Below are 26,361 nucleotides of genomic sequence, written 5' to 3'. Positions count from 1 at the left end.
TAGCGAAAAGAGGAATATGGGCATGGCTTATAAACGGATTGCGGTTATTGTGCTGGACAGCGTAGGCATCGGAGAGCTGCCGGATGCCGGACAATACGGAGACGCAGGGGCGCACACCCTTGGCCATATTATCGAAAGGACACCGGGGCTGGCGCTTCCCAACCTGCGCAAGCTGGGACTGGCCAACATCGCTTCGCTGGGAGCCTGGCAGCCGGAACCCGCCCCAAGCGGATATTACGGGAAGATGGCGGAGGTATCGGTAGGCAAGGACACGATGACCGGGCACTGGGAGCTTGCGGGGCTGCGCATCGACAAGCCTTTCCGTACGTTCCCCGACGGCTTCCCCGCCGCTCTGATTCGGCAATTCGAGGACGAGACGGGAAGGACCGTCATCGGCAACAAGCCGGCATCGGGAACGGAGATTCTCGACGAGCTGGGCGCGGAGCAGATGAGAAGCGGCGCATGGATCGTCTACACGTCGGCGGACAGCGTCTTTCAATTGGCGGCTCACGAGGACGTGATTCCTCTGGAGGAGCTCTACAACGCTTGCCGGGTCGCGCGACGGCTGACGATGAAGGACGAGTTCTCGGTCGGAAGAGTGATCGCGAGACCTTATGTGGGCGCTCCGGGCGCATTCAAGCGGACGCCCAATCGCCACGACTACGCGGTAAAGCCTCCGTATCCGACGGTGCTGAACGCGTTGAAGGCCGGAGGGGTGGAAGTCGTGTCCGTCGGCAAAATCAACGATATTTTTAGCGGCGAAGGAATCGCAAGAACGACTTCGACGAAGAGCAACGCACACGGCATTGAAGTGACGATCAAGGAGCTGCAGCAGGATTTCCGCGGTTTCCTCTTTACGAATCTGGTCGATTTCGACTCGCTGTACGGTCACCGGCGCGATCCGGAAGGATACGGACGGGCGCTGGAGGAATTCGATCGGGCGCTTCCGGACATTATGGCGGCGATGAAGGAAGACGATCTGCTGCTGATCACTGCCGACCACGGCAACGACCCGATTCATGCGGGAACGGATCATACCCGGGAATTCGTGCCGCTGCTGGCGTGGAGTCCGGGCCTGACCGGAGCGGGCGCTCTGGCCGATCGCTCCACCTTCGCCGACGTTGCGGCAACCGTCGCCGCCAACTTCGGCATCGAATTCAAGACGCACGGCTCCAGCTTTCTCGAGTTGTTGAAATAAGCGATGGAATAGAGGAGAGGGTAATCCCATGCAAGCGATAACCAAAACGATGATCGAAGAGGCGGCTGCGTTTATCCGCAGGACGACGGACGTGCGGCCGGAGATCGGCTTGATTCTCGGGTCCGGCCTGGGGGTTCTCGGAGACGAGCTGGAAGACGCGGTTACGATCCCTTACGAGGATATTCCCCATTTTCCGGTTTCAACGGTGGAGGGGCATGCGGGAGAGCTGCTGATCGGCAAGCTGCAGGCTCGCAACGTCATGCTGATGCGCGGCCGGTTCCATATGTACGAAGGTTACGAACCGGAACGTACGGCGCTGCCCGTCCGGGTAATGAAGGCGCTTGGAGTGGAGAAGCTGCTGGTCACGAACGCGGCCGGGGGCATCAACCTCGACTTCGCGGCGGGCAACCTGATGCTCATCTCCGATCATATTAACTTGACGGGGAAAAACCCGCTGATCGGACCTAACGACAACGCGCTGGGCGTTCGGTTCCCGGATATGTCGGAGGCGTACAGCAAAAGACTGCGCGGCATTGCCAAGGAAACGGCCAAGGAGCTCGGCTTCGAGCTGAAGGAGGGCGTTTACGTCGGATTGCTCGGCCCGAATTACGAGACGCCGGCCGAGATTCGCATGCTGCGGACGCTCGGCGCCGACGCGGTGGGCATGTCCACCGTATCCGAAGTGATCGTCGCCCGGCACTCGGGAATCGAGGTGCTCGGCATTTCGTGCATCAGCAACGCAGCCGCGGGCATTCTGGATCAGCCGCTCTCGCACGAAGAAGTCATGGAGACGACGGAGCGCGTGAAGGGACAATTCCTATCGCTTGTCCTCACGGTTCTTCCGAAAATGTAATCCGGCTATCAAAAAAGGAGCTCGCCCTCGGGGGCAGCTCCTTTTATATTGTAGAAAGATTATTTAAGAATATGTCTCTTAAGCACGTGGATGTCATGATCGTGCTGTGTCGACTTGTCCATCAGATAGAGAGTGGAATCGTTATAACGGGTTTGTTCGGTTTCTACTCTCTCCAAATGCTCGTCCATTCTTGTTAATACTTGCTTTATTCCATCGATCTCTTGCTTAACCCCGCCGATTTCCTGCTTCATTCCATTCATCTCTTGCCGCATCTCATGCTGTTCGCTCAGAACCTTCCCCACCATACCGATCAGCTGCCCCATCATATCCTCCAGCCTGGCCAGACGTTCTTCGGACATTGGTAGACCCCTCTCGCTAATGATTTACTTATTTTAGCAAACATGTGTTCGGATGTCAAGACGACTCTTCGGTTGGATTTTTAGTAGGATGGCGGCATTTTTTGTCGACCATTTTTTTTCAGAAGTTGTTCAGTCGGCATTGCTATTATTCAGCTATGTGCTTTTTTTGCATGCGGACAAACCAGGTATCGACTGCAGGATTTGTCGTTTTGTCGTCTGCGCTACGACTTTTCGACGGACATCGAGGACTTCCTCATGTAATTGCAATACTTCTTACGAGAGAGGGATGATTTTGTGAGAGTCAGTAGAGTAAGAGTAAGCAAGACCAGAGCTCGACAAGCCAAGCAGAAGCTGACGATATTCGTCGCGCTCGCGCTGGTGCTTCAGTTAGCGACGCAGTTGTTTGTGGCTCCTTCTTCGCAGGCTGCGGATACTTCCATTCCTGGAATTACGTTCACCAAAGAAGCCTCCAAAACAGAAGTGGAAGTCGGTGAAGAATTCGATTACACGATCAAATATCAGGCCGACGGAGCGACACAGGTTGGCAAAACCTTGGTTGTATCCGATATGGTGCCTTCCGAGTTTGCCGTGGTGGACTCTGATCAGTGGGACCTTGTTTCCGGTTCCAATCTATCGATGGCCCCCTATGAATTAGAGTCCGGTAGTTCTATTCTCGTTAGGTTCACAGTAAAAGCGAAAGCGACCTGTTCCGCGAGTCCGGTCGTTGTAAAAAACACAGCCGAGCTTGCGCTGCAGGATGGCTCGGGTCTTAAAGCGACCGCATCGGCGGACGTGACGATCAAGGCCGACCCGAATGCTGGAGGCCCGGCGTGCGGCGGCGGGACGGATCCGGGAGGTCCTTCCGTTCCACAGACCGTGTATGGACAGTGGGAAGCCTTCAAAGTGGAAGATGTACATATTCCGGGAAGTCCGGCGATAGTTGGCGGAGAGGTTGAGTACAAAGTAGGAATCCGCAGCGTTCAGAGCAATGCCAATGCGGGAGCTCTGCAGAATGTAACGTTTGTGGAGAATTTGCCGTCAGGAATACCTGTGAGCGATTCGACCGTCTACGATGGAAAAATTACACCGGGGTCGCACTCGCCGATCTCCGGCAACTATAATTCAGCGGCGAATACAATCACATGGAGCGGCATTACGCTGGAAGCGGGACAATCGTTTGAAGCGACGATCGTGCTGGACTATCCGGACAATCTGGGGGGGACGAGTCCCGGGAATCGCCAGAACACCGTAAACATTACGTATGATCCCGGTGACGGCCCGATTGACGGCGGAACGTTAACGGCCGGCGGCGAGACCAAAACGGTCACAACCAAGGTGGGGCCTCCGGTTGCCGGAGCGCCCGGTCTGTCCAAGTCCAGGCAGTATGATTATCGTTGGCATGACCAGGATCAGTGGTTTATTATTTCCGGCATCCAGAATGCGGCTAACGGGACGAACAACGTGCCGTTGAAGGATCTTATTTTGGAAGACGCGCTGCCTCCGGATATGAACTACACTTCAATCGCGATTCCGGCCGTTGCCAAGCTGGAATATCTGACGGGAACGATCGGCACTGGTGCTGATGCTGACGAAGGCTGGGTCAATCTTGGAGCCAAATCCGCAGGTACGATACAGATTGGCGAAAACCAGGAGATTGATATCCCGGATAACGAATATCTTAAAGCATTGCGTTGGACGTTTGATAAGCTTGACGTAGGTCAAACGATTGGCGATATTCGCATTAACGGCACCGTGCTGGAAAATAGAAACAACGACAGCACGGCTGTTGCTCATGGCGATACGGTTACCAACACGGCAACGTTGAATTATCAAGCGCCGGGCTCGGCGCCCGGTTATGCGTATGAATCCAAAACTCCGGTAACTGCCCAGACGAACTTTAAAATCAATGCGCCCAAGGCATGGCTGAACGCATCCAAAGAATTAACGCCGCCAGTCGCCAACTATCGTCCGCTCAGCTTAGTTCCGTTTACGCTGACGGTCGGAAACGATATTAGAGCGACCGGGAATTACGTCGATCCTGTCGTGTACGATTTGCTGCCGGTGAATTTCGATTATTACACCGATCCGAAGATCGTAGATGAGGCAGCCGCTCTTGCCGCTTCCTTTACTATTGAGGGCGATATTACGACGCCTAAGCCGACAGCGACAATCGTGGATAAGAACTATAACGGTACCGGTAGAACGCTTGTTAGATGGTCCTGGGCGGATACGGATGGCGTGAAACTGCACCCGGGGCAAGAGTTTAAGATTAAGTATAAGGCCCAGGTAAGAGCGGGAACGCCAATTGGAACCCATTACGAGAATGAATTGTTTATTACGACTAAAGATCCTGACGTACAATTCTGGCACAGCGGGGATACGAATCAGTATGCGCCTGACTCTGCAGGATTGGATGCTTGGAGAAACGCAAACGGACCCATTCACAATCCAACTCTCGAATCGGCAGACTCTGATCCGACCAACGCCTACTTCTGTAAAGCGACAGCAACGATTGAGGTGAAGAAAAGCACCTTCGTTCAATCGACGAAGTGGAACCGCGGCGATCTTGCTCCGATTTTCATGGTGGGCGATGGCAGCGGCTATACGGGCGCGCCGGCCATCCCGGTTCAACCGTTTGACACCGAGCCAGGATTGCCGGACTACACGGAATTCCCATATTACAGTGTAACGTACGAGGGAGGAACGGCTGACTACAAGCTCGTTATTCGAAACAGCGGTAACACGCTGATCAGCAGTGTAGATGTCATCGATATTTTGCCCCATGTCGGGGATAATGCGGTGAGAGTTTCCGGTTCGTATGAAGCCAGAAATTCGAAATGGCGGCCAAACTTGGCGGAGGTCATTTCATCCGGAAACGATCTGATCTTCACTTCCAGTGCAATGAATGGTAGGAAGGTCAAGTACGATTTGAAGACGTATTACAGCAAATCCGTGAATCAGGACACCGTTGTAAATTTTGCGAACGTGACCGGCAGCAGAGAGGGTTGGACTGCCCAAAGCGACTATAATTCCGACGATCTGACCGATATCAAGTCGCTGTACTTCGAAATTTCGAACATTAGAAGCGTCGACAGTCTGGACCATGAAACCCTTGGATTTGCCGCAGGCGATTATATTGTTTTGGACTGGAAGATGGATGCGCCTGTAGGGACGCCGGTTAACGAGATCGCTTGGAACTCCTTCGCGATTCAAGCGACAGAGATAAGCAGCAGCGGCGGAGATAAAATGCTCCCAACTGCGCCGAACAAAGTCGGATTTGTGATCGACCCCGCAAGCACGCATATACCGCTTGGAGAAATTGGAGATTTCGTCTGGTTCGACAGCAATAAAAACGGAATCCAGGACGAGGAATTCAACGGAGACGGCGGACAAGGAGCAGGCATCAACGGAATCACTGTCAATCTGTACAAGGACGGCAACTTCTACAAGTCCAGCAAAACGGGTTACGATATTAACGGCAGACCGGGCTACTATTTGTTCCAAGGTCTTGAAGCAGGCGATTACGTAGTAGAATTCGTACTGCCCGAGCATTATCTGCCGACGATCGCCAATGCCGGAGGAGTTGATCCGAGCAATCGCGAGAACCAGACAGATTCCAACTTGACGACAAAAGGAACCACTGACAGTGCGGGATACACTCCGTATAGAACAGGCACTATTGCTCTTGGGACGGCCGAGAAGAACAGAACAATCGATTTCGGTCTAATCGAGACGAATCCGCCGAGCCCGGATGATGAATTCCCGGCGATCAATGTCGAGAAGACCATCGATAGCGTGGCGCAAGGCACATCTTCCAAAGTGGCTCCGAACAAGGAATATGTGTTGGATGGCAACGAAGTCCATTACAAAATTGAACTGAGCAACGATTCATCCGTGACCATTCATAACATCAAGTTCACAGATGAATTGGACGGAGGCAAATCCGGCTACACGTTTACCAAACTGATCTACGACGGTGAAGAGATCGCAATAAGCGGCAACACCAACAATAGACCGGATATCATTACCGACCTGGATCAACCGAGCATTGTTATTAAAAGCTTGGACAAGAACAAGAGCATCGTTCTGGAAGGCACCTACAACGTCGTGTCCGCCGACATCGACGGAACCGATCTGGTGAACAAGATCGTTGTGAACTACAACGAATCTCCTGACCCGATCGAGGACGAAGTATCGGTTCCTACTGCCGGGGTTAAGGTCGAGAAGACAGCGAGCGCGCTGCAGGTTGCTAAAGATGCTGTAAACATGATGATCGACTATATCGTCAAGATCACGAACATCGGCAGCTACGATCTGACCAATCTCAAGATTAACGACTCGAAGTTCGGATCGATCCCGAATATTCCGTCGCTGCTGGTCGGAGAGACCAAAGAAATTGTATATACCTATCTGGTAAAAGCTTCGGATCAGAGCGGGACCCGGGTTGTTAACCAAGTCGGGGTAGAACCGGACGAAGTGCCCGAGGTTACGGATGAACATGAAATTCCTGTCGTTATCGTTCCGGTAGGTTCTATTGGCAACTACGTCTGGTTTGACGAAAATGAGAATGGTCTGCAGGACGCTAGCGAGAACGGAATCAACGGAATCACAGTGAAATTGTTTAACGATACGGGAGTTCAAATCGCTCAAACATTCACTAGGGATCATGAGGGCAAAAAAGGATTTTATCTGTTCCCAGGTCTGCCGCAGGGTAATTACAAGGTGCAATTCATTATACCTGACGATTATGGCGTAACCACGGCAGAAGCAGATGGAACGGATTCGACCAATGATTCCAATACGACGGATAACGAGGGAATAACCTCTATCATTCCAATCGGCGGCTCCGATCCCGATTCCGTATGGGACGATCTTACGATTGACCTTGGACTGGTTCCGCGCGGAGAGATCGGCAACTATGTGTGGTTGGACCGCAACAGAGACGGCATTCAGAATGATGCGGATTCCGACGGAGTAAACGGTATTGAAGTGGAGCTGTACAAGGATAGCAAATCGGGAACGCCAATCGCGACTGCGATAACCCAAACCAAAGACGGAAAGCCAGGCTACTACCTGTTTGACAACCTGCTGGCCGGTACGTATTATGTGAAATTCATTGTCCCTGTTGATTACACCAAGACTACAGCAGGCGTTGGCGCCGACGACAAGGATTCCGACCCGACAGACAATGACGGTTTCACGGATCAGATTGTGATTGGCGGCGCGCCCGGATCGCCGGATTGGGTAGATCATACGATCGATCTCGGTTTGATTGCGAACGGGGCTATCGGCAACTATGTGTGGTTGGACAGCAATTCCAACGGCAAACAAGATGAAAACCAAAACTATGGCGTAAACGGAATTACGGTCAAATTGTACGATAAGGACAAAAATCCGCTTGCTGAAACAAAAACGAAATCCGACAATTCCGGAAAACCGGGCTACTACCTGTTTGATCACTTGGTAGGTGGGGATTATTACGTTGAATTCCTCATTCCAAGCCGATATAAACTGACGAAAGCAGAGGAAGCCGGAGTAGATCCCGAGCAGGATTCCAACCAACTGACCAAAGGCTTCACCGCCGTGATTACGATTGGCGATGGTGTCGGTCAAGTGTGGGAGGATCTCAGCATTGACGTTGGGTTAATCTACGTCCCAAGCTCCGGAGGAGGCTGGACGCCTGATCCGGGACCGTCGGAGACGCCGCAGCCGACGGAGGAGCCGAAGCCGACCGAGACGCCGGGGCCGACGGAAGATCCGGAGCCTTCGGAGACGCCAGGCCCGTCGGAGACCCCGGGACCTTCCGAGACTCCGCAGCCGAGCAAGCCGATCGAGAAGGTAGAAGAGAAAACGACGAACGAGAAGCCGGTCGAAGGAACAACGGAAGTTCCTAAAGGCGGCAAAGTTAAAGTCGGAGAAGAACCGAAGCATGGCACGGTTACGATCACGCCGGACGGCAAATGGAAATATACGCCGGACAAAGACTACAAAGGCAAAGATTCCTTTACCATCATCGTGATCGATTCGGAAGGCAATGAACAGGAAATTCTCGTCGAGATCGACGTGGACGATGTTCCACTCGGCGGGGTAGACGCCGGAGGCAAGGCTCCGGGCAAAGCATTGCCGAAAACCGGGGAAGACAGCCCGCTGCCGCTGCAAATCGCGGGTCTGGCGCTTATTGCTGCGGGAGTGATCTTCCTGAACCGCAAAAGAATTTCCCTTATCAAGAAAAAATAGAGAATAGAGTAAGAGATAGAGAACAGAGATAAATTCTACTAAACCTGCCAAGATTATTGGCAGGTTTTTCTTGCTTTTTCGACGGAATTTCGCTATAATTTACTTAATTAAAGCAAGCTCGATAACGGCAAACCTGTCGAAAGACAGCGACGCAAAGCTAGAGGGTCTTCCCTTCCCATGGAAGGATGATAGCCAGCTACCGAAAGACTGGGCTTTTTTTGTTTTATTCGGACAAGCTTCACGATAACGGCAAACCTGTCGAAAGGCAGGGACGCAAAGCTAAAGGGCCTTCTCTTCCGCGAGGAATGGCAGCCAGCTACCGAAAGGAGTTTGGGGTTTATGTTTAAACCTGCCAGGTTGCTGTTAACGATTTTCATTCTCTTCGCTGCGGTTCCGACTCTCGCTTTTGCAAGCGCGGGAGCGAACAAAGCGGCATTAGATACGAGCGCATTGACCAAGGGCACGATCGGCATTCGCCTGGCGAGCAAGCCGACTGTGGATATGAAAGCGAAAATATCGAAGAACGGAACCAGCTACACTTACACGCTGAACACGTCCGCGGATGGACAGATCGTATGGCTGCCGCTGCAGATGGGGAACGGGCAATACGAGGTTATGGTGCTCGAGCGAGTTACCGGCAACAAGTATCGTGTGAATCTCACGGAGAAAATCAGCGTAACCGTTAAAAATACGCCCGATGTGTTCTTGAATTCCACCTTATCGATCGCCTGGGAGAACGCGGGCAAGACGCTGGCCAAGACGAAGCAATTGACCAAGAGCGCCGCGACCGACGAACAGAAGGCGAAAGCGATCTACGAATATATCGTTCGCAATGTCAGCTACGACAAAGATTTGGCTCGCAAGATCACCTCGGATTACGTTCCCGACATCGACGGTACGCTCGCTTCGGGCAAAGCCATCTGCTACGGCTACGCCACCTTGTACGCGGCAATGCTGCGCAGCGAGGGCATTCCGGCCAAGCTGGTTATGGGAAAATCGAATTTGGTCGACGAATATCATGCGTGGAACGAGGTTTATCTGAACGGGAAATGGGTCGTCGTCGATACGACGGTGGACGCGGGGTTGAGCAAAGGCGACAAGAAAGCAGCGTTCGCGAAAAAGGCAAGCGACTATGCAGCCGCTAAATATTATTGATTAAACTTCGAAGCGTCCGGAATCGTCAAAGATTCCGGACGCTTTTTTTTTTTTTTTTTGTGTTTGCAGAGAGGCTTCAACCTTGATCTTCAACCCGTTCGGCGCGAACGATGAGGCGGTGCGTCGGATTCACGAGCGGGTCGCATGTGATTAAGGTGAGGGTGGCTTTGTCCCCGTCGTTGTCCAGCACGGACAGGTCGGTTGGAAGCACGACTTTAATGTCGGTCACTTGATAGACGAAGCTGTCGTTTCTCGTACGGATGTCGATCCGGTCGCCGATGTCCACTTCGTTAAGCCGGTTGAACATTCGTCCTTTCGTACGGGCGCGGTGGGCTGCGACGGCCGCGTTGCCGATCTCGCCAAGCGGCGCGGTTTCCGTCATGTGACCGGCTCCGACCTTCATCGTCTGCGTCGTCGCCCCTTCCAGAATCGGCAGCTTCAGCTCGATTTTATCAATTTCGATAATTCCGATCGTCCGCTCATCCATCAGCTCTTCGGGAGTTTCGGACGGCTCGGGTTCTTCCGTTCCTGTCTGCTCCAGGCCTGCGTCAAGTACATGGGAGAGCCGGCTGTACTCGCTTTGAATATCGTAAGAGCGGGCGGGCTCGACGGGTGACAAGGATTGCTCCAATTGCTGCAAAATTCGCTGCTGTTCCCGATCCTGCAAATACTCGCGAACCGTCGGGAAGGCCAGCAGGGCGAGGCCGGCTGCGATCAGAACGTAGGCGGCGATTTTCGTGACGGCTGTTCCGGTTAGTTTCATAGATTTACCATCTGCCTTTACCTGTACAGGGTGCGTTCAACCTGAAATAATAAACTATCGGGCTGAACAAAATCTGTACAACGAGGCAATAAAATTTGCGTTCCTCTCGAAAAAGTTTAGAAATTGTTCAGCAAAGCGTGGTAAAATGATGATGTCTATTTTATTGGTACTTTATACCTATTAACAATAGGTAATTTGCTTCAATTTTTGGAAACGGGATTTAAGAGAGGTTTGATTCTAATGAATAGATCTGTACATAGCCGGATTCGGAGTTGGCTGGGGATCGCGCTGCTTATTGCCATGCTCTCCGCCTTGGCGACGGGATGCGGAATGTTTGGAGAGGAGACCGACGAGCAGAAGCCTTCGCCAGAAGCATCCGTCATCGAGAAATACAGCGGACCGATGAGCAAGGTTCTGCCTTTCGTATATACGGCGAAGAAAGAGCTGTCGCTTACGTTTAACGGAATGAGCGACGACGTTACGATGGACAAGCTGCTGGACGAGCTGGACAAGTACGGCATTACGGCGACTTTTTTTCTACCGGGCATGCGCGTCGCGGAAGAGCCGGACATTGCGAAGAAAATCATAGCCAGGGGACATGAGATCGAGAACAATACGCTAAACCGTCTGGACATGTCCAAGCTCGATTACGGGCAAGTGGACAAGGAAATCCGTCTCAGCAACGAAATTATCGAGAGAGAGACGGGGATCGTTCCGCGATACGTTCGGACGCGTTCGGGCGACTATACCGACGATATCCGATTGGCCGCCGCTCACAACGAAATGGAAGCCGTAGTCGTCTACAGCCTGTTTCTTCACAATTGGCAGGCGGAGAGCGATCAGGAGAAGGAGCTGTACATCAGGAAATATATAACCCGAGGCGGGATTATTTCCATTGATGTCGAAGAGAACAGCTCGCTTATTGAAGATATCGCGTTCGCGGCGAAAGCGGCGGAAGAGGTGGGATACAGCTTCATTCCATTGGGACAGTTGATCGCGGACGGCGGAGAACGGAAGCCGTTGGAGCAAATCGAAGGCTACGACGCCGTCCGGGTCAATCCCGATTACGAGAACGCGAAATACAATTTGATCTACAATGTCGTGACGGACGAGAAAAAAATTGCCCTGACTTTCGACGACTGGGGAACCGACTATACGGTAACTAAAATATTGGATACTCTGGCCCGGTTCAATATTAAGGCAACCTTTTTCCTGCGGGCCAAAGGCACGGAGGGCAATCCGAATTTGGCAAGAGCGATGATCGAGGAAGGACACGATGTAGCGAACCATACCTACACCCACCCCGTCATTACGACGTTAACCCCCGAGCAATTGCAGAAGGATGTCGTTAAAGCCCATCAAGTGATTACGGAAGCGATTCAGCAGAAGCCGACGATGCTGTTCCGGCCGCCTACCGGGGAGATCGACGACAAGAGCGCCAAAATCGTTTCGGCGATCGGATTTCCGAACATTGCATTGTACGATGTAACGACGTTTGACTGGGATGCGAGCAACAGCGCGAAAGATATTGTGAACAAGGTGATGGAGAAGACGGATAAAGGGAGCATTATTCTGCTTCACATGCTCGATGATATTCATACGGTCGAAGCTCTTCCCACAGTCATCGAACGGTTGCAAAAATCGGGTTTCACATTCGTTAAAATGGCGGATTTAATAGGATTGCAGCAATAGACGATTCGGGACTACGGGAGAGAACGGAAAATGCAGGAAATATACGATCGGCTGTTGGATAGGACGGAGCCTATTGCCGTTGTCGGATTGGGGTATGTAGGGCTGCCGCTTGCGCTTGCCTTTGCCCGCAAAGTGAAGGTGATCGGGTTCGACCTGAACGAGAAAAAAATCGCAGGTTACCGGAACGGAATAGACGCGACCGGGGATGTCGGCCATGAAGCGGTAAGAAGCAGCACGGCATCGTTCACCTCGGATATTTCCAGGCTGGAGGAAGCGCGCTTCTATATCGTAGCCGTACCGACGCCGATTGGCAGCGGGAATGTTCCGGACTTGACCTACATCGAGAACGCCAGCCGGATCGTCGGGCGCAAGCTGAGCCGGGGCTCGATCGTAGTCTTCGAATCTACCGTATATCCCGGCGTGACCGAGGAGATTTGCGTACCGATTCTGGAGGCGGAATCCGGCTTGCGCTGCGGGGTGGATTTCAAGGTCGGCTATTCGCCGGAGCGAATCAACCCGGGAGATCAAGTTCATCGTCTGGAAAATATTACGAAAATCGTATCGGGGATGGACGAGGACACGCTTGAGACGATTGCGAGCGTATACGAGCTTGTGATCGAAGCGGGCGTATATCGGGCCGAGAGCATTAAGGTGGCGGAAGCGGCCAAAGTGATCGAGAACGCGCAGCGCGACGTCAACATCGCCTTCATGAACGAGCTGGCGATGCTGTTTAAGCAGATGAACATTTCGACGAGAGCCGTGCTGGAGGCGGCGAGGACGAAGTGGAACTTTCTCCCGTTCGAGCCCGGGCTTGTCGGAGGCCACTGCATCGGCATCGATCCCTATTATTTAACCTATAAAGCCGAAGACACCGGTTACCGGTCGCGCATCATTCTTGCCGCGCGCCATATTAACGACGGGATGGGCAGCTTCGTCGCCCAGAGCATCGTCAAGACGCTGGCCAAGCTGAAAATCGATATTTCCAGCGTCAAAATCGGGTTTCTGGGATTGGCGTACAAGGAAAATTGCTCGGACATCCGCAATACGAAGGTGATCGACGTCATTCGCGAGCTGAACGAATACGACGTAACGCCGCTTGTCGCCGACCCGCTGGTCGATCGCGAGCAGGCGCATGAGGAGTACGGAATCGAACTGACGAACATGGAGCATTTGCAGGGGCTTGACGTTGTCGTCGTCGCCGTGCCGCACAGCGCCTTTGCCGCGATGACCGCAAGGGACTTCAATGTGATGTTCTCCGGAAATCGAACGAAGGTTCTGATTGATATTAAAGGCGCGTTCAACAAAGCGGATTTTGAAAAAGATGGCTTCCATTACTGGAGTCTGTAGCGTCGGTCTCGCGGATTGGAGGCAGTGACATGTGGAAATGGAAAAAGAAGCCGAAGGAGGATGTCGAGGAAATATTGACATCCGCCAAGGGAGATCGGCGAACGTTGGCCTATGTGCCGGACCCGGACAAGCTTCGTGTGGCGACCGATCGCAGAGGGCTCAAGGGCGAGGGGAGCGAATCGCCGCAGCAGGAAGCCAATATGCACGAAAAGCTGCGAATGCTAAGCCTGCGCTATGTGGCGGAATTCGAAGTGCGAGTCACCATGGCCAGACTTCGCAGGGGAAGGTTTCTCAAAGGCCGGTCGGTGGACGTGTCCGCAACCGGCATATTGGTTGCGCTCGACGGGGTCAGACCGGACGCGGTCCGAGTCGGAGGCCGCGCCAGCGTCCGGTTTCGGATTCCTCCGGGAGCGATGCCGGAAGGATTCGAGTCGAACGTCAAAACGCAGGCGACCGTCGTCAGAACGTTCGTCAGGGAGCTGAACGGACGCGAGCAGACGATGGTTGCCTTCGAGTTCGACCAGCCGCTGACCGAATATTTCCAGAAGAAGCGTTGGGGATATTCCGTTTACATGTCCAGCACCTTGCTGCTCTTTACGGCTTTATTCGTAATGCTGATGCGCGCGGAGAGCGTCATTTATTTCAAATACAACTCGCTTTTGTACACCTACAGCATTATCGCCGCGGCTTTCCTGCTGTCGAGATATTTGTTCGGATCGTTATACCGCGACGTACCGGTCAATCCGGTATACACGCCTGGCGTCACGATCATTATCCCCTGCTTTAACGAGGAGCAGTGGATTCATCGTACGATTTTGAGCTGCGTCAATCAGGATTATCCGGTACACAAGCTGGAAGTGATCGTGGTCGACGATCGCTCGACCGACAATTCCGCGCAGAGAATTCAAGAGACGATCGAACTGATTCATAAAGAGGCCGAGCGGTTCGGCACAAGGGACAGAGTGAAGATGCTGCTGCTGGAGGAAAACGGCGGGAAGCGCGTGGCTCTGGTGAAAGGCGTGGAGATGGCCAAGCACGGCCTGGTCGTCTTCGTCGATTCGGACAGCTTCCTCGAGCCGACGGCGATCCGCCATCTCGTCCAGCCGTTCCAGGACCGGAAGGTCGGAGGCGTAGCCGGCAGAACGGACGTGGAAAATAAATTCACGAACTCCATCACCAAACTGCAAACGGTCCGCTACTATATCGCCTTTCGGATCATGAAAGCGGCGGAATCCTGGTTCGACAGCGTGACCTGCCTGTCCGGACCGCTGTCCTGCTACCGCAAGGAACTGGTGCTGAAGCATGCCGACGCGTGGCTGAACCAGAAGTTCTTGGGGCAGCCGGCGACGTTCGGCGACGACCGAAGCATGACCAACTACATTTTACGGACTCACCGAACGACGTACCAGGATAAAGCGATCTGTTCGACGATCGTGCCTTCGGACATGGGCGTATTTTTGAAGCAGCAGATGCGGTGGAAACGTTCCTGGCTGAGAGAATCCCTTCGGGCCTGTCAATTCATATGGCGCAAGGAACCGCTTATGGCGCTGTTTTTCCTGGTGGGGCTGATTGTGCCGATTGCCGCGCCGATCATCGTGATCTACAACCTGATTTACGTCCCGCTGTTTTACCATGTGTTTCCGGGCACCTTCCTGATGGGATTGCTGCTGATGGCGCTGTGCATGAGCTTGGCGCATTTGTTTTTCCGCAAGAGCAGGCTGTGGATATTCGGGATCGTATTCTGTTTGTTCTATGAATTCGTACTGCTGTGGCAGATGCCGGTCGCGTGGGTCACTTTCTGGAAATCTACGTGGGGAACGAGGGAAACCCCGCAGGACGTCGAGGCCAGAAACAAGAAGGAAGCGCGCAAGCAAAAAAGAGCCAACCGGAAATACGGACTGCCGTTCTGACGCGGCGGTCTGCGTTCCGCTGAGTAAGGAGAAGCAAAGATGGGGAACAAGTATCGCGATCGCGCCCTCGACTCGCATAAGAAGAACAGACGCAAAAAGATCAAGACGGCGATTCAGCTGGTCTTGCTAGCGCTCGTCGGATATATTTTGTTTCACGCGCTTGTCGACGTCGAGAGGTACAAGGAGCCCGAGCGGAGCGAATGGACCTCGGACCAAGGCTTTGTCGCGCTGTCCTATTTCGGAGTCAGCCGAACGGGCACGCCCAAGCTGATCTCGAAGCGGGAGCTGGACAAGCAGCTTAAGGCCCTTAAGGATCAAGGCTTTGTCGCCGTTTCCCAGCAGGACGTGCTCGACTACTATCGGGAAGGCAAGAAGCTGCCGGACAAGGCGCTGTTTCTGTCCTTCGAGGACGGACGCAACGATTCGGCTTTGTTCGCCCAGCCGCTGCTGGAGAAATACAATTTCAAAGCGACGTTTCTTTCCTACGCCAACAAGATGGGCAACGGGGAACGCAAGTTTCTGCAGCCGAAAGAAATGAAGAAAATGACCAGGAACGGCTACTGGGAGCTCGGCAGCAACGGCTACAGGCTGGCCTACATCAACATTTTCGACAGCGAAGGCCGCTTCGTCGGCATGAAGGACGAGAGCGAGCTGCGGAACAAAATGAAAATCGATTATTACAATCATTATTTGATGGATTTTCTGCGCGACGAGGAGATGATTCCGACCGAGACGCGGAGCGAGATGGAAGCGCGAATCACCGAGGATTACCGGCTGATGGAAGAGATTTATACCGCGCAGCTCGGCTTCGTGCCGAACGTCTATATGATCATGCATGCCAACGCTTTGGGACAAGGAATGAATCGTCTCGTCACGGCGGCCAACGAAGCGGAAATCAAGCGGATTTTCAAGATGCATTTCAACCGGGACGGCGTCGCCTTTAACGGCAAGAACGGAGACCTTTACGATCTGACCCGGGTTCAGCCGGCTGCCTATTGGTACACCAACCATCTGCTGATGAAAATAGCCGCGGATACCGGTCAACGGATGCAGTTTTTGACCGGGGACGCCAAGCGTGCGAAGGATTGGACGCTGGTCGGCGGAGCGGCGGAGTTTATCGACAATCGCATCGCGCTGACCTCGCTGCCGGCCGCTCCCGGCACGCTTGTGCTCAACGGCAGCGAAGGCTATCGGGACGTGGAGCTTGAAGCGACCTTGACCGGCAACGTTGTCGGGCGGCAGTCGATTTACGTCAGGTACGACCGGGAGCGGAATTCGTTCGTCCGGATTTCGCTGGACAATAACCAGGTGACGGTCGAGCAGAAAAAGGCCGGACAGGACGTTGAGAGACTGGTACAATTGGAACTGGACGAGCCCGATTGGAAGGAAACCGATCTGGCGCTCAACAAGGCGACCGTATATTCGAAGGCGCAAACCTCCGAGCTCGATTTGACCGAAGAGACCCGCTATCCGGTCAATATCGCCGGCAAGAGGAAGCTTGCCATCTCTGTGAGCGGCAGCGAGCTTCGCGTGACGGTGGACGGGAACGTTCAAACGTACGAAAGCCCGATCGACGACGGAATTTCTGCCGGGTCCGTCGCCCTGGAGTCGGAATACAACGTTCAGAACGAACGGGACGATATTTACGACGGCGTCTTCGAAGACGTTCAGATCAAAGGATTGTACAGCAACCGGTATACCGGATTAAACAAATGGGTCAAGGAAATCGAACGTTCGGTCAACAGGGCCGTCGACTGGATGATCGAGACGTTCTAATCGGACGGACAGGAAGGGGGACTATTCTTGAACAGCACTCGCGCGGGCTACGCTCGCAGCCGCCGCCAGCATCGCCATCGCCGCAATCGGACGATTGTCCTCTACGCGTGCGCGGGGGCGCTCGCGCTTTTGGCGGGCTTGACGTATATGTGCAGGCAGGATGTGTTCGGGGCGGCCGTCAAACCCAAAATAACGGAATATAAAACGGAACGTTCGGTATGGCTGGCGGATTGGCGATGGAAAGCCGGCATGGAGCAGCTGGGAACGGTGGTCGGGGGATTGAGCAGCCTGCAGCTGTTCGCCGCTTATTTCGACGAATCCGACCGTCTGCTGTTTACGGATGAATTCCGGCAGGCGCTCCCCGCGGTACGGCAGGAAGCGGAACGAAGCGGCTTGAACAATCTGTTCCTGACGCTGGTCAACGACATCAAGCCTGCCGCCGGCGCGGACATTCAGAAGGACGGCGAGCTGGTGTCGAGGCTGGTTCAGGACTTTGCGAGCCGCAGAAAACATATCAACGAGATTGTCGCCGCTGTCGAGACGTACGGCTTATCCGGCGTCGAGCTGGATTACGAGAGGGTCGGGGAAGCGGATTGGCCGAATTACGCGCAGTTGATCAGAGAGCTGCATACCCGGCTCAGCGGGCAGGGCAAAGAGCTTCGGGTCGTTTTTGAACCGCGCGCGCCGCTGGAACGGCTCGATCTGCCGGAAGGCCCGGTTTATGTGATGATGGCGTACAACCTGTACGGCAGCCACAGCGGGCCGGGGCCGAAGGCGGATGACGCGTTCGTCCGCCAGCTGGCCAAGCGGATGAAGACTTTGTCCGATCGTCCCTACATTGCCTTGTCGACGGGAGGCTTCGATTGGCACGGCGGAACCGGCAATGCCGTCGGAATAACCGAGCGCCAGGCGGCCGAGCTGGCAGGCGGAGCCGCTCCCGCAAGGGACAAAGCCAGCGGCGCGCTGCACTTCGAATATACGGATTCCAGCGGCGCCAGACACGAGGTTTGGTATGCGGACGGCGCGACGCTGGCGCAGTGGATTCGAGCCGCCAAGTCCCAAGGCATCCATAATATTGCCGTCTGGCGGCTGGACGAATTGGGAGAGGAGTCGCTTGAGCAGCTCCGAAGCTCCGGTACCGCAGCAAACGAATAAAACCGCTCGCCGCGAAGCAGAGAAGCGCTCTCTCTTTCGCGGTTTTCGTTTTTTGCGGTCATGCGCCGGGATGGACGCCCCGATGGAATATATTTCTTTCTCGAAGGACAGACTAAGATTACGCTGCAAATGAAAGGCTGAATTCGAGAAAGGAGGGGAGCCACTTTTGGCTTGCAAAGAGACAAGAAGGCTGTCCGGGAGACGTTCCTGCGCCTGGCTGCTGGCCGGGCTGTTAACGGTTGCGCTGATCGCGCCGCCGGCGGTCTCCGCCAAGGAGCCGACGGTTAAGCAGCCGTCCACCGATCTGGCCGCGAACGCCAAGTCCGCGATTCTGATGGATGCGGACAGCGGCACGGTGATTTACGAGAAGAACAGCGCGCTGGCTTTGCCTCCCGCCAGCATCACGAAAATCATGACGATGCTGCTTGTCATGGAGGCGATCGACGAAGGCCGGCTGAAGCTGACCGACAAGGTGACCGCCAGCGAATACGCCGCATCGATGGGCGGCTCCCAGATATTCCTGGAGCCCGGAGAAGAAATGAGCGTCGAGGATATGCTCAAGGGCGTGGCGCTTGCTTCCGGCAACGATGCTTCCGTCGCGCTCGCGGAGAAGCTGGGAGGCAGCGAGCCGCAATTCGTCGCGATGATGAACGAGAAAGCGGCCGAGCTCGGAATGACCCATACGAAGTTCGTCAACTGCAACGGTCTGCCCGCCGAAGGGCATATGTCCTCGGCCCGCGACATCGCCCTCATGTCCAGAGAGCTGCTGAAATACGAGGAGATTACGAAATACACGGGACTGTACCAGGATTATTTGCGCAAAGGGAGTCCCAAGCCCTTCTGGCTTGTCAATACGAACAAGCTGGTTCGCTTCTACAGCGGAGCGGACGGCTTAAAGACGGGATTTACGAGCGAAGCGAAATTTTGCTTGTCGGCGACGGCCCGCCGGGACAATCTGCGCCTGATCGCCGTCGTGATGGGCGAGCCGAATACGAAGACGCGCAACGCGGAAGTGTCGCAGCTGTTCGACTATGCGTTCGCGCAATACACGAACGTTCCGATTTACAAGAAGGGCGATCCGATCGGCACGCTGCCGGTGGAGAAAGGCAAAGTCGCCAAAATTCCGCTGACGGCCAAGCATTCGTACAGCGTTCTGCTGAAGAAGGGCGACGCGGGCAAAGGCATTCGCCACGAGCTTGTGCTCGAGCCCAAGATCAAGGCGCCGATCGCCATCGGGCAGCCAGTCGGCAAGCTGGTCGTCTATCGCGGCGACGACGTCATCACCGAGTTCCAGGTGGAATCTCCCGCGGCGGTCGAACGCGCGGGCTGGTGGACGCTGCTCCGCAGGGCGACCGGTCATCTGTTCTTCTCGAAAGCGGATTGATTCCGGGGGAAAGGCGGCTTGGCGCGGCGAGCGTCGCCGCCTCTTTCGCGCGTTTTGTCGAATCTGGAGGACCAGCTTCTAGTTTTGTCGGGGGGCAGGAATGGGAGAGTCTTCCGTAGAATTGAAGACGAGCAAGCAGGTTGATTGGGGAAGGGGAAATGGAGATGAGCTTGCAGGTCGAGCTGGAGCAGCAGCGCAACGTTTTGATCGTCCGCCTTCGAGGCGAATTGGACCATCATACCGCGGATATCGTCCGGTTCAAAATGGAGGACGCGATCCTGCGCGGACGATGCGATCATGTCGTGCTTAGTCTGAAGGAGCTGCAATTTATGGACAGCTCGGGGCTTGGCGTCATTCTGGGGCGCTACAAGCTGATCAAGAGCCGGGGCGGCAAAATGGTCGTGTGCGACACGCAGCCCGGCGTGAAGAGGTTGTTCGAGCTGTCGGGGCTGTTCAAGATTCTCTCGTTCTATGAATCGGAGCGTACGGCGCTCGCCGGTCTGGAGGTCGTGTCATGAGCGGACATAATCATATGAAGCTATCGTTTGCGAGCCGGTCCGAGAACGAGTCGTTCGCCAGAGTTACGGTCGCGTCCTTCGTCTCGCAGCTGGACCCGACGCTGGAGCAGCTGGACGAAATCAAGACGGTCGTCTCCGAAGCGGTGACCAACGCGATCATTCACGGCTACGACGGCAGAACGGACGGCGTCGTGACCGTGGAAGCGGAGATCGACGGGGATACGGTTTCCCTGCGCGTGAGCGATCAGGGCAAAGGAATCGAAGATCTGGATTTGGCCAGGCAGCCGCTGTTCACTTCGCGCCCGGAGCTTGAGCGTTCCGGAATGGGCTTTACGATCATGGAAAATTTCATGGACGAATTCGACGTTGTCAGCTCGGATGCGGGAGGCACGTCTCTCCGGATGAAAAAGCGGATCGAGTCAAAAAAAGCATTGTTTAACTAAAACCGTGCGGCAGGGGTTGGAGGCATGGAAGCAGAATGGAAACGAACGTCTCCGCCGGCATATTTGGACGACAGCGAAGTGAAACGCCTCATTGCGCTGAGCCAGTCCGGAGATACGACCGCGCGGGACACGCTCGTCAACAGCAATATTCGTCTGGTGTGGTCCGTCGTTCAGCGGTTCGCCAATCGCGGCTACGACAGCGAGGACCTGTTTCAGATCGGCTGCATCGGCTTGCTGAAGTCGGTGGACAAGTTCGATCTGTCCTACGACGTCAAATTTTCGACTTACGCCGTGCCGATGATTATCGGCGAAATCCAGAGATTCCTGAGAGACGACGGCACGTTGAAGGTGAGCCGTTCGCTCAAGGAGATGGCCAACCGCGTCCGCAAAGTCAAGGACGAGCTGTCCAAGAGATACGGCCGCGCGCCGACGATCGGCGAAGTGGCGGAGGAGCTTGGCGTCACGCCGGAGGAAATCGTATTCGCGCAGGAAGCGAACAAGCCTCCGACGTCGATTCACGAGACGGTGTTCGAGAACGACGGCGACCCGATCACGCTGATGGACCAGATCGCGGACGAGACCCAGGAGCGCTGGTTCGACAAGCTGGCGCTGACGGAGGCGATCCAGGCGCTGAGCGACCGGGAGCGGCTGATTATTTATTTGCGGTATTTTCGCGACCAGACGCAATCCGAGGTGGCCGGCCGGCTGGGCATCTCGCAGGTTCAAGTCAGCCGGCTGGAGAAAAAAATACTGCAAAATATTAAAGACCAGATCGCGCTGTGAAGCGCCCTCGCAAAGCTGGACGCCGTCCGGTAAGCGGGGGGCGGTCACGGCGGGCGGACGCCGCCTGCCGGACGCGATCGCAGGGAGACGAATGCCGGAATCCGGCGGGCGTCTCCCTGTTTTTTTTCCAAAAGCGCGGTTAGGCGGACGGCATCCATTCCATACTAAACGAAATGCCGAGAGGGGGAGGGGGTAGCGATGGAGCGTTCGGAGGAGGCGTCCGGGACCGTCTACGTTCGAATGCGAAGAAGGGCCGTCGTGCGGCCCGGAGCCGTCGTTCGCTTGGGAGACGTCGCGAGACTGGTTGCGGATAGGCGGCTCCAGCAGAGGCTTGAGCAGCTTCCGCTGCACAAGGTCGCCGCCGGCGACGGCAATCTGCTGCTGATCGACATGCTGCAGGTCGTCCAGGCGATTCGCGAAGCGGAGCCCGGGACGGTCATCGAGACGTTCGGCGAGCCGCACGTGCTGCTGGAGATTTCTCCGGCGGGCGAGGTCAAGCCGCGCAAGATCATGCTTGTCCTAGCCTGGCTGCTGCTGTTTTTCGGCTCCGGGATGGCGATGATGAACTTCCACGCCGACGTCAACATGCCCGCGGTGCAGCGCAGAATAACCGAATTGATCACCGGCAAGGACGGCGCGCACCCCTGGCTGTTTCAAATTCCGTACTCCCTGGGCGTCGGACTGGGCATGCTGCTGTTTTTCGACCGGCTCTTGCGCAAGCGGCTGAACGACGAGCCCAATCCGCTGGAGGTGGAGATGTTCATGTATCAGGAAAACGTGAACCACTACGTCATTACCGAAGAATATCGCAAAAAACACGAGGACAGGACGGGGAGAGACGGTGCTTGACGCGCTGCGAAGCTTGCTGCTGGGAACCGTAAGCCTGGCGGGCGGCTTTGCCGTCGGGAGCGCCTTCGTCGCGCTGCTGATCGTGCTCGATCTGATTCCCAGGCTCGTGCAGCTGACGAGAGCCCACCGCCGCTCCGCCGTATTCGAATCGGCGATTTTGTTCGGCTCGCTGTACTGGATTTGCGCCGATCTGTTCGAGTGGTCGTTCCGGCTGTCGGCCCGTTATCTGCTCGTGCCGGCGGTGTTTCAAGGGCTGTTCGTCGGCATGTTCGCGGCGGCGTTAACCGAGGTGCTGAACGTCATCCCCATCGTAGCCAAAAGATTAAAGCTGAAACCTTATTTATTGTCGCTGCTGATGGCCATGGTGCTCGGCAAGGTGACGGGCTCCCTCGTCGATTGGCTGTGGCTTCAGCCTTAAGGAGCGTGAACGAGATGGAAACGACCGAGCACGGCAGCATGGATTTAAGCCATGCGGACCGGCCGAGGAACGTTCCGGAGGACCGGGACGGGATCAGGGAGAGAGATAGGGAGAACGAAGGGGACGGCTCCCGAAGGAGCGCCCGCCGGGATCAGGAACGGCGCGACGGGGAAGAACGGCCGATGCCTTCGGCTTCGGAGACGGCGCGCAGGACGCAGGAGCGCATCCCCCAGGATCTCGAGAGCTGGAAGGAGCTGCTGACTGCGACGATCGGTCTGGACAAGAGCTTCGAGGTGCAGGTGCGCGAGATGACGTTCGGGGGCCGGAAGGTGGCGCTGCTGTTTCTTAGCGTGTTCGCCAAGGACGCGTCGCTGACGGAGATTATTAAGCGGCTGACCTATTTGGACCCTGGCAGCGCGCTGGATTCCGATGCGCTGCAGGCTTTTCTGGAATGCTACGTGCCCGCCGTCCAGGTCAAGAAAACCGAATCGTTCCCGCAGATGGTCGACGAAGTGCTGATGGGCAACACGGCGTTCTACGTCGACGGGCAGTCGGCGGCTCTGCTGATCGACGCGAAGACGTTCCCGAGCCGGAATCCCGAGCAGCCGTCGCTGGAGAAGGTCGTAAGGGGCAGCCAGGACGGTTTTACGGAGACGCTGCTGATGAACGTCGCGCTCATCCGGCGGCGGCTTCGCGACCCCAATTTGCGCTTCGAGATTATGAAGGTCGGCCGGCGTACGCAGACCGACGTCTGCATCGGCTACATCGACGATATCGCGAACGTGGAGCTGGTGGAATCGATCCGGGACAAAATCCGGGCGATCGACATCGACGGCCTTCCGCTCGCCGACAAGCAGCTGGAGGAAATGACGGTCAGCAACGACTGGAATCCGTTCCCCCTGGTGAGATACACGGAACGGCCGGACGTCGTGGCGGCTCAGCTGCTCGACGGCAGCGTTACCGTGCTCGTCGATACTTCTCCCAGCGCGATTCTGCTTCCGACTACGTATTTCGACCTGGTCCAGCATGCGGAAGAAAATCGTCAAAACCCGTTTATGGGCTCCTATATGCGGTGGGTGCGGTACTTGGGCATTCTCGCTTCGCTCGTGCTGATGCCCCTGTGGTTTCTGTTCAACGCCAATCCCGGTTTGCGCCCCGACTGGCTGTGGTTTGTCGGAACCGACAAGGCCGGGCAGATTCCGCTCATTCTGCAATTTCTGGTCGCGGAGATCGGCGTCGACCTGCTGCGGCTCGCGGCCGTGCATACGCCCGCGCCGCTCGTGACGGCGATGACCTTGCTGTCGGCGATACTGATCGGGGACATTGCGGTCAAGACCGGACTGTTCGTCAACGAGGTCATTCTGTACATGGCCGTCTCCGCGATTGGAATGTTCGCGACGCCGAGCTACGAGCTGGGCCTGGCGAACCGGATCGTTCGGCTCGGCTTGCTGCTTGCCGTTTTTTTCTTCCAGGAGATCGGATTCGTCGTGCTCGCGACGGCCACGCTGCTGTATCTGGCGTTCAAGAGATCGTTTAACGCGCCCTATCTGTGGCCTTTTCTGCCGTTTAACGCCATCGCGTTCCGCAATATTTTGTTCCGCATGCCGCTTTCGACGAACAAGAAGCGGCTGTCGATCTACCGTGCGAAGAAAAGCCGCAAACAGCCGGCATAACGGCAAGCGAAGGCGAGCGGAGACCGGACTTTCGAAGCGGGGGATGAAAATTTTCCCGTGGAGAGGTCCGGTTTTGCGTCAAGAGGACGGCGAAGGCGTTGCGGCCCGGTCGGCTTGAAAGTTAATGCAAATGTTGTGGCAAATCCTCCATATCCCCTTGACCGTTTTTCCGCTATACTGGATGATAAAGCGCAAAAGCCGGAAGGAGCCAATGCGGGCCGATTCCGAATCATTCGCCAAAGGGGAAATAAGAATTATGTTCTTGCACGGTACCAGCAAAATAAATAGCAAAGGTCATCTCGAAATCGGAGGCTGCGACGTTACGGATTTGGCGAAGCAATTCGGCACTCCGCTGTACATTGTGGACGAGGCGTTGGTGCGCCAGCGGGCGCGGGAGTTTATGGATGCGTTCCGCGCGACGGGCATTCGCCACCAGGTCGCCTACGCTTCCAAGGCGTTCTGCGTCATGGCGATGTGCCGCGTGGCCGAAGAGGAGGGCATGAGCCTCGATGTCGTCTCCGACGGGGAATTGTATACGGCGCTGCAGGCGGGCTTTCCGGCCGAACGGATTCATTTTCACGGCAACAATAAAACGCCGGAGGAAATCTTGATGGCGCTCGAAGCGAACATCGGCTGCTTCGTCGTCGACAACTTTAACGAGCTTGGCCTGCTGAACGCTCTGGCCGGCGAACAGGGCAAGCGCGTGAACGTGCTGCTGCGCATTACGCCGGGGGTGGAAGCCCATACGCACGATTACATCTCGACGGGCCAGCAGGATTCCAAATTCGGCTTCGACCTGGGCAACGGAACGGCGTTCCAGGCGATCGAAACGGCGATCTCCCTGCCCAACCTGAAGGTGCTCGGCGTGCACTCCCATATCGGCTCGCAGATTTTCGAGGTCGAAGGCTTCCGGATGGCGGTCGAGAAAGTATCCGCCTTCGCGGTGGAAATCCGCGACAAGCTTAACCATACCTTTACCGTTCTGAACCTTGGCGGCGGCTTCGGCATCCGTTATGTGGACGGCGATCAGCCGCTGCCGGTCGGCGTGTACGTGCAGGCGATCGCCGACGCGGTGCGCACGACCTGCGAGCAAGCGGGCTTCCCGCTTCCCGAGATCTGGATCGAGCCCGGCCGCAGCATCGTCGGCGACGCGGGAACGACGCTCTATACGATCGGGACAAGCAAAGACATCCCCGGCGTGCGCAAATATATCGCGGTGGACGGCGGCATGACCGACAACCCGCGTCCGGCCTTGTACGAATCCAAATACGAGGCGGTGCTGGCCAACCGTGCCAACGACGCCGCGGAGGAAGTCGTCTCCGTCGCGGGCAAGTGCTGCGAGAGCGGCGACATGCTCATCTGGGACTTGAACCTGCCGGCCGTGCAATCCGGCGACCTGCTCGCCGTATTCTGCACCGGCGCGTACAACTACGCGATGGCGAGCAACTACAACCGCATCCGCCGTCCGGCGGTCGTCTTCGTCAAGGACGGTCAGGCGGATCTGGTCGTCGCCCGCGAGTCTTACGAGAACATCGTCGGCAACGACGTCATTCCGCAGCGTCTGCAGAAGCAAGCGGTCGCGAAATAAATTCGCAGATCGACGGGGCTGTCCCATAAGTAAGGGCGTACAAAATGATCGAAGGTAAAGAAGAAGCATCTATCTCCTGGAGCCTGCCTCATACGTTCTGAAACTACTCTGTTACGGGTTAACCCTTCAAGTTTCAGGATCGTATAGCAGCGGAAGGAGATAGATGCGGCTTACAACATTCCAGCGATCATCTCTCGGTACGCCTTGGTTTATTTATGGGACAGCCCCTTTCTAAGATGCACGGCGGCAGGGCGGAATTC

General features: G+C 55.6%; 19 protein-coding genes and 2 riboswitches. Of the genes, 17 read left to right on the top strand and 2 right to left on the bottom strand.

What is annotated here, in order from left to right; genetic code table 11:
- Positions 1-22: 22 nt before the first annotated feature.
- Both ACFFT4_RS20260 and ACFFT4_RS20255 read left to right on the top strand, forming a co-directional pair.
- Positions 23-1,198, top strand: coding sequence for a phosphopentomutase (locus tag ACFFT4_RS20260; RefSeq protein WP_378050632.1), 1,176 nt, complete (start codon positions 23-25; stop codon positions 1,196-1,198).
- Between the two features lie 28 nt (positions 1,199-1,226).
- The gene (locus ACFFT4_RS20255) at positions 1,227-2,051 is read left to right on the top strand and encodes a purine-nucleoside phosphorylase (RefSeq protein WP_378050631.1); all 825 of its coding nucleotides are present in this window, start codon (positions 1,227-1,229) and stop codon (positions 2,049-2,051) included.
- Between the two features lie 59 nt (positions 2,052-2,110).
- Here the strand turns inward: ACFFT4_RS20255 and ACFFT4_RS20250 are convergent, their stop codons facing one another.
- Positions 2,111-2,410 carry a hypothetical protein gene (locus ACFFT4_RS20250; protein WP_378050630.1) on the bottom strand — a complete coding sequence of 100 codons (300 nt, stop codon included), beginning with the start codon at positions 2,408-2,410 and terminating at the stop codon, positions 2,111-2,113.
- A 294-nt stretch (positions 2,411-2,704) separates the two neighbouring features.
- Here ACFFT4_RS20250 and ACFFT4_RS20245 point away from each other — a divergent pair, with 294 nt between their 5' ends.
- Together ACFFT4_RS20245 and ACFFT4_RS20240 are read left to right on the top strand one after the other, a co-directional pair.
- On the top strand, positions 2,705-8,647 hold the full coding sequence (locus tag ACFFT4_RS20245; RefSeq protein ID WP_378050629.1) for an SdrD B-like domain-containing protein: 5,943 nt from the start codon (positions 2,705-2,707) through the stop codon (positions 8,645-8,647).
- Between the two features lie 116 nt (positions 8,648-8,763).
- A riboswitch (cyclic di-GMP riboswitch) is annotated at positions 8,764-8,851 on the top strand.
- 34 nt (positions 8,852-8,885) lie between these two features.
- A riboswitch (cyclic di-GMP riboswitch) is annotated at positions 8,886-8,971 on the top strand.
- A gap of 15 nt (positions 8,972-8,986) precedes the next feature.
- Complete coding sequence (locus ACFFT4_RS20240) at positions 8,987-9,802, top strand: transglutaminase domain-containing protein (protein WP_378050628.1); 816 nt, start codon at positions 8,987-8,989, stop codon at positions 9,800-9,802.
- A 76-nt stretch (positions 9,803-9,878) separates the two neighbouring features.
- Here the strand turns inward: ACFFT4_RS20240 and ACFFT4_RS20235 are convergent, their stop codons facing one another.
- A complete protein-coding gene (locus ACFFT4_RS20235) occupies positions 9,879-10,565 on the bottom strand; it encodes a class D sortase (protein ID WP_378050627.1) in 687 nt (228 codons plus the stop codon).
- Positions 10,566-10,805: 240 nt separating this feature from the next.
- Here ACFFT4_RS20235 and ACFFT4_RS20230 point away from each other — a divergent pair, with 240 nt between their 5' ends.
- The 13 genes from ACFFT4_RS20230 to lysA all read left to right on the top strand — a co-directional run bounded on the left by ACFFT4_RS20230 (position 10,806) and on the right by lysA (position 26,101).
- Positions 10,806-12,257: a polysaccharide deacetylase family protein gene (locus ACFFT4_RS20230; protein ID WP_378050626.1), complete on the top strand. Its 1,452-nt coding sequence runs from the start codon at positions 10,806-10,808 to the stop codon at positions 12,255-12,257.
- A 30-nt stretch (positions 12,258-12,287) separates the two neighbouring features.
- Positions 12,288-13,604 (top strand): nucleotide sugar dehydrogenase, encoded by a 1,317-nt coding sequence (locus tag ACFFT4_RS20225; RefSeq protein ID WP_378050625.1) that lies wholly within the window; start codon positions 12,288-12,290, stop codon positions 13,602-13,604.
- Between the two features lie 29 nt (positions 13,605-13,633).
- Positions 13,634-15,514: a glycosyltransferase family 2 protein gene (locus tag ACFFT4_RS20220; protein ID WP_378050624.1), complete on the top strand. Its 1,881-nt coding sequence runs from the start codon at positions 13,634-13,636 to the stop codon at positions 15,512-15,514.
- A 39-nt stretch (positions 15,515-15,553) separates the two neighbouring features.
- Entirely contained in the window at positions 15,554-17,290 is a 1,737-nt protein-coding gene (locus ACFFT4_RS20215) for a polysaccharide deacetylase family protein (RefSeq protein WP_378050623.1), read from the top strand.
- 27 nt (positions 17,291-17,317) lie between these two features.
- Complete coding sequence (locus tag ACFFT4_RS20210) at positions 17,318-18,445, top strand: glycosyl hydrolase family 18 protein (RefSeq protein WP_378050622.1); 1,128 nt, start codon at positions 17,318-17,320, stop codon at positions 18,443-18,445.
- A 244-nt stretch (positions 18,446-18,689) separates the two neighbouring features.
- Positions 18,690-19,829 carry a D-alanyl-D-alanine carboxypeptidase family protein gene (locus tag ACFFT4_RS20205; protein WP_378050698.1) on the top strand — a complete coding sequence of 380 codons (1,140 nt, stop codon included), beginning with the start codon at positions 18,690-18,692 and terminating at the stop codon, positions 19,827-19,829.
- 164 nt (positions 19,830-19,993) lie between these two features.
- A complete protein-coding gene (gene spoIIAA, locus ACFFT4_RS20200; protein ID WP_378050621.1) occupies positions 19,994-20,347 on the top strand; it encodes an anti-sigma F factor antagonist in 354 nt (117 codons plus the stop codon).
- A complete protein-coding gene (gene spoIIAB / locus ACFFT4_RS20195) occupies positions 20,344-20,790 on the top strand; it encodes an anti-sigma F factor (protein WP_378050620.1) in 447 nt (148 codons plus the stop codon). Before spoIIAA ends, spoIIAB begins: the two co-directional genes overlap by 4 nt.
- Before the next feature lie 24 nt (positions 20,791-20,814).
- Positions 20,815-21,573: an RNA polymerase sporulation sigma factor SigF gene (gene sigF / locus ACFFT4_RS20190; RefSeq protein ID WP_378050619.1), complete on the top strand. Its 759-nt coding sequence runs from the start codon at positions 20,815-20,817 to the stop codon at positions 21,571-21,573.
- Between the two features lie 198 nt (positions 21,574-21,771).
- A complete protein-coding gene (locus ACFFT4_RS20185) occupies positions 21,772-22,422 on the top strand; it encodes a stage V sporulation protein AA (RefSeq protein WP_378050618.1) in 651 nt (216 codons plus the stop codon).
- Entirely contained in the window at positions 22,415-22,840 is a 426-nt protein-coding gene (locus ACFFT4_RS20180) for a stage V sporulation protein AB (protein WP_378050617.1), read from the top strand. Before ACFFT4_RS20185 ends, ACFFT4_RS20180 begins: the two co-directional genes overlap by 8 nt.
- Before the next feature lie 14 nt (positions 22,841-22,854).
- Positions 22,855-24,513 carry a spore germination protein gene (locus tag ACFFT4_RS20175; RefSeq protein WP_378050616.1) on the top strand — a complete coding sequence of 553 codons (1,659 nt, stop codon included), beginning with the start codon at positions 22,855-22,857 and terminating at the stop codon, positions 24,511-24,513.
- A gap of 256 nt (positions 24,514-24,769) precedes the next feature.
- A complete protein-coding gene (gene lysA, locus ACFFT4_RS20170) occupies positions 24,770-26,101 on the top strand; it encodes a diaminopimelate decarboxylase (protein WP_378050615.1) in 1,332 nt (443 codons plus the stop codon).
- Positions 26,102-26,361 lie beyond the last annotated feature (260 nt).

It is taken from the genome of Cohnella cellulosilytica (assembly GCF_042431195.1).
GTDB classification, from domain to species: Bacteria; Bacillota; Bacilli; order Paenibacillales; family Paenibacillaceae; genus Cohnella; species Cohnella cellulosilytica.
This window is presented reverse-complemented; position numbering and strand designations above follow the sequence as displayed.